We start from the raw sequence: 3731 nt of genomic DNA, 5'->3' as shown, positions 1-3731 counted from the left end.
GTGCCGTTGCGTACGACGGCACCAGACCCGCGAGCGGCGAAAAGAACATCACCGCCAGGAACATCACGCCGACCACGACGGCCGTCAGGCCCGTCTTGCCGCCGGCTGCCACGCCAACCGTCGACTCGATGTAGGCCGCCGCCGGTGCCCCGCCGAAGAACGCCGAGAAGATCGAGCTGACCGAATCGGCCGTCAGGGCGCGGCCACCGTTGATGATGTGGCCCTTGTCGTTGAGCAGTCCGGCTTGGCCTGCCACCGCGCGGATCGTGCCGGTGGCATCGAACACGGCGGTCATCACCAGTGCCAGCACGCTCGGCAGCACGGCGGCCGTGAGTGCGCCGCGAATATCCATCGCGCCAATCAGCGAGGCGTGACCAGCACTGGCCAGCGAGGGCAGGGCGAACACGCCGGTGAACTTCACGGCCGGGTCAAAGATCAGGCCCAGGACCGAGATGGCGATGATGACGATGAGGATGCCGCCCGGTACGCGACGACGCTCCATGCCGAAGATGGCGGCCAGGCCCAGCACCGACATCATCACCGGGAAGGCGGTCACGTGGCCCAGTGCAACGGGCAGGCCCGCACCGGCGTTCTTGACGACCAGCCCCACATCGTTGGACGCGATCAGCAGCAGGAACAGCCCGATGCCGATGCCCGTGCCGTGCGCCACGCCCGAAGGCAGGTTGCGCAGGATCCACGAACGCACGCCCGTGGCCGAGATGGCGGTGAAAACCACGCCCATCAGGAACACGGCGCCGAGCGCGATTTCCGGCGTCAGCTTTTGCCCCAGCACCAGGCCGAAAGCCATGAACGCCGTCAGCGAGATTGCGCAGCCAATGGCGATCGGCAGCTTGGCCCACAGGCCCATCAGCAGCGAGCCGAAGGCGGTGGTCAGGCACACCGCGACGAACACGGCGCTGGTGTCAAAGCCGGCCTTGCCCAGCATGCCGGGCACGACGAACACCGCGTAGACCATCGCCATGAAGGTGGTGATGCCAGCCACGACCTCGCGCTTTTGCGTGCTGCCGCGTTCGGAAATCTGGAAATAGCGATCGATGACACGCGCATCGGCGATGCCGGCGGCGCCAAGTTCCGTCGACGACGGAATGGACTGTTCAGCCATGGTGGGTTTGTCTCCTGGCAGGACTCCGCGCCGGCCGATCTGGGTCGTCCGCGTAGGGTGCCCTGTTCTGGTTTTGATATCGGTACGGGTGCCGGCGTACATGCGCGGGCATTCTCCAGACCGTTGTCTCGCGATTGGTTTTGTCGCGTGGCGCTGCACTCTGCGTGTGGATTGCGCGCTCGTTTTATCGGTGTGAGGGCGTGCGGCCCAACAATCCGCCGACACTTGGACCGAAGCATAGACGCGCGCTACTGCCGATTCATGCGGCGCGGCGTATCCCGGTCATTTGCAAATTGGTATATCGCGCGGGGAGGAGAACAGCGGTGCCCAGGACGAGCGAGAGATGCGGCAACACGTGTGGCGAGTGGTGCACGAGTGTGCCCCAACTCGCCGTAAAAACAAAGCGCAATCAGAAGAAAGCCTGAATGCCGGTTTGTGCGCGGCCGAGGATCAGCGCGTGGATGTCGTGCGTGCCTTCGTACGTGTTCACCACTTCCAGGTTCACCACGTGGCGAATCACGCCGAATTCATCCGAGATGCCATTGCCGCCGAGCATGTCGCGCGCCATGCGGGCGATGTCGAGCGACTTGCCGCACGAGTTACGTTTCATGATCGACGTGATTTCGACCGCGGCGGTGCCCTCGTCCTTCATGCGGCCCAGGCGCAGGCAGCCTTGCAGCCCGAGCGTGATTTCGGTCTGCATGTCGGCCAGCTTTTTCTGCACGAGCTGGTTGGCGGCGAGCGGGCGGCCGAACTGCTTGCGATCGAGCACGTACTGGCGTGCGATGTGCCAGCAGGCCTCGGCTGCGCCCAGCGCGCCCCACGCGATGCCGTAGCGCGCCGAGTTCAGGCACGTGAACGGACCCTTCAGGCCGCGCACGCCGGGCATCAGGTTTTCTTCCGGCACGAACACTTCGTCGAGCACGATTTCACCGGTGATCGATGTACGCAGGCCGACCTTGCCGTGGATAGCGGGCGCCGTCAGTCCCTTCCAGCCTTTCTCCAGGATGAAGCCGCGGATTTCATCCTCGCCGTTGTCGTTGGGCAGCTTGCCCCACACGACAAACACATCGGCGATGGGCGAGTTGGTGATCCACATCTTGGCGCCCGACAGCGAGTAGCCGCCGTCGACTTTCTTGGCGCGCGTGATCATCGAGGCCGGGTCGGAACCGTGGTTCGGTTCGGTCAGGCCAAAGCAGCCGATCCATTCGCCCGTGGCCAGCTTCGGCAGGTACTTCTGCTTTTGCGCCTCGCTGCCGAATTCGTAGATCGGCACCATCACCAGCGACGACTGCACGCTCATCATCGAGCGATAGCCCGAATCCACACGTTCGACTTCACGCGCGATCAGACCGTAGCTGACGTAGTTCAGTCCCGGGCCGCCGTACTGCTCTGGAATCGTCGGACCCAGCAGGCCCAGCTCGCCCATCTCGCGAAAGATCGACGCATCGGTCTTCTCATGCCGGAACGACTCCAGCACGCGCGGCATCAGCTTGTCCTGGCAGTACGACGCGGCGGCGTCGCGCACCATGCGCTCGTCGTCGGTCAGTTGTTGGTCGAGCAGCAGGGGGTCAGCCCAATTGAAGGCGTTGCGAGCAGTCACAGCGGTGGTCTCCGAGTCTTTGTTGTTCCGATATACGGAACACAGTTTCGAAATTTAGGGCTATCATAGCGCAACCACCGACGATTTCCAGGGCTTTTTTGCCATGAGCACGACCCGTCTCCCCGATCCCGAATTCGATACCGCGCCGGCTGAGTCGAGCGATCCGAATTTCGTCACGGCGTTGGCGCGCGGGCTCGAACTGCTGCGCGCATTCCGCCCAGGCGACACGCTGCTCGGCAATCAGGAATTTGTCCGGCGCACGGGCTTTCCCAAAGCCACCGTCAGCCGGCTGGCTGGCACGCTGGTGTCGCTCGGTTACCTGCGTTATGACGACGCGCTCGGCAAATACGGGCTCGACGCCGGTGTGCTCGCACTCGGATTTGCCTATCTGGCCTCGAGCGATGTGATCCAGCTCGCGCGTCCACACATGAGCGCGTTTGCACAGCGCTTTGGCGTGTCGATCTCGCTCGGTAAGCGTGATCGGCTGGACATGGTCTATCTGGAGACGATCCGCCACGACAGCCCGTCGATGAGCGGCTCGTCGGGCTTGGGCGTGGGCTCGCGGCTGTCGCTGCTGTCGAGTTCGATGGGGCGGGCGTATCTGGCTTCGTTGCCCGTAGCGCGGCGTGAGCGCCTCTACGAAGCATTGCGCACGCAGCAGCCTGCGCAATGGGCGGCGGAAGGCGCTGCCGCAGACGACGCAGTGAAAGCCGGCGTACGCAACGGCTACGCCGTGTCGCTGCGCGACTGGCATCCTGCCATCCACGCATGCGCAGTCGCCTTCTTCGCACCAAGCCAGCGCGAGCCGTATGTCGTGAGTTGCAGCGCGCCATACACCTCCGCCGATGCAGAGCGCATCCGCGACGAACTGGCCCCCGCGCTGCGGGAGTTCGCGGCACGGCTAGGCCAAGTGGTCGAGCCAGCCGCGTAGGGCGCTCAGAGATTCCCCGGAAACTGTTTTGCCACCAGCGCTGGCGTCCAGACGGGTTTGGCCGTTGATGCCCT

Annotated in this window: 2 protein-coding genes and 1 pseudogene; 1 reads left to right on the top strand and 2 read right to left on the bottom strand. The window is 64.3% G+C overall.

Features of this window, described 5'->3' with window-relative positions; translation table 11 throughout:
* Window positions 1-1060 (bottom strand): annotated as a pseudogene (locus FUT88_RS25120) (NCS2 family permease); the annotation flags it as partial.
* A 472-nt stretch (window positions 1061-1532) separates the two neighbouring features.
* Window positions 1533-2726: an acyl-CoA dehydrogenase gene (locus FUT88_RS25115; RefSeq protein WP_147219253.1), complete on the bottom strand. Its 1194-nt coding sequence runs from the start codon at window positions 2724-2726 to the stop codon at window positions 1533-1535.
* Window positions 2727-2829: 103 nt separating this feature from the next.
* On the opposite strand from FUT88_RS25115, the gene FUT88_RS25110 reads away from it, so the two are divergent.
* On the top strand, window positions 2830-3657 hold the full coding sequence (locus tag FUT88_RS25110) for an IclR family transcriptional regulator (protein WP_027677938.1): 828 nt from the start codon (window positions 2830-2832) through the stop codon (window positions 3655-3657).
* Window positions 3658-3731 lie beyond the last annotated feature (74 nt).

Source organism: Ralstonia sp. TCR112 (assembly GCF_007997035.1).
Lineage (GTDB): Bacteria > Pseudomonadota > Gammaproteobacteria > Burkholderiales > Burkholderiaceae > Ralstonia > Ralstonia edaphi.
This window is presented reverse-complemented; position numbering and strand designations above follow the sequence as displayed.

What these genes read in the sequence shown, in the direction of transcription:
- FUT88_RS25110 (WP_027677938.1), top strand. Translation starts at nt 2,830, where the DNA reads ATGAGCACGACCCGTCTCCCCGATCCCGAATTCGATACCGCGCCGGCT.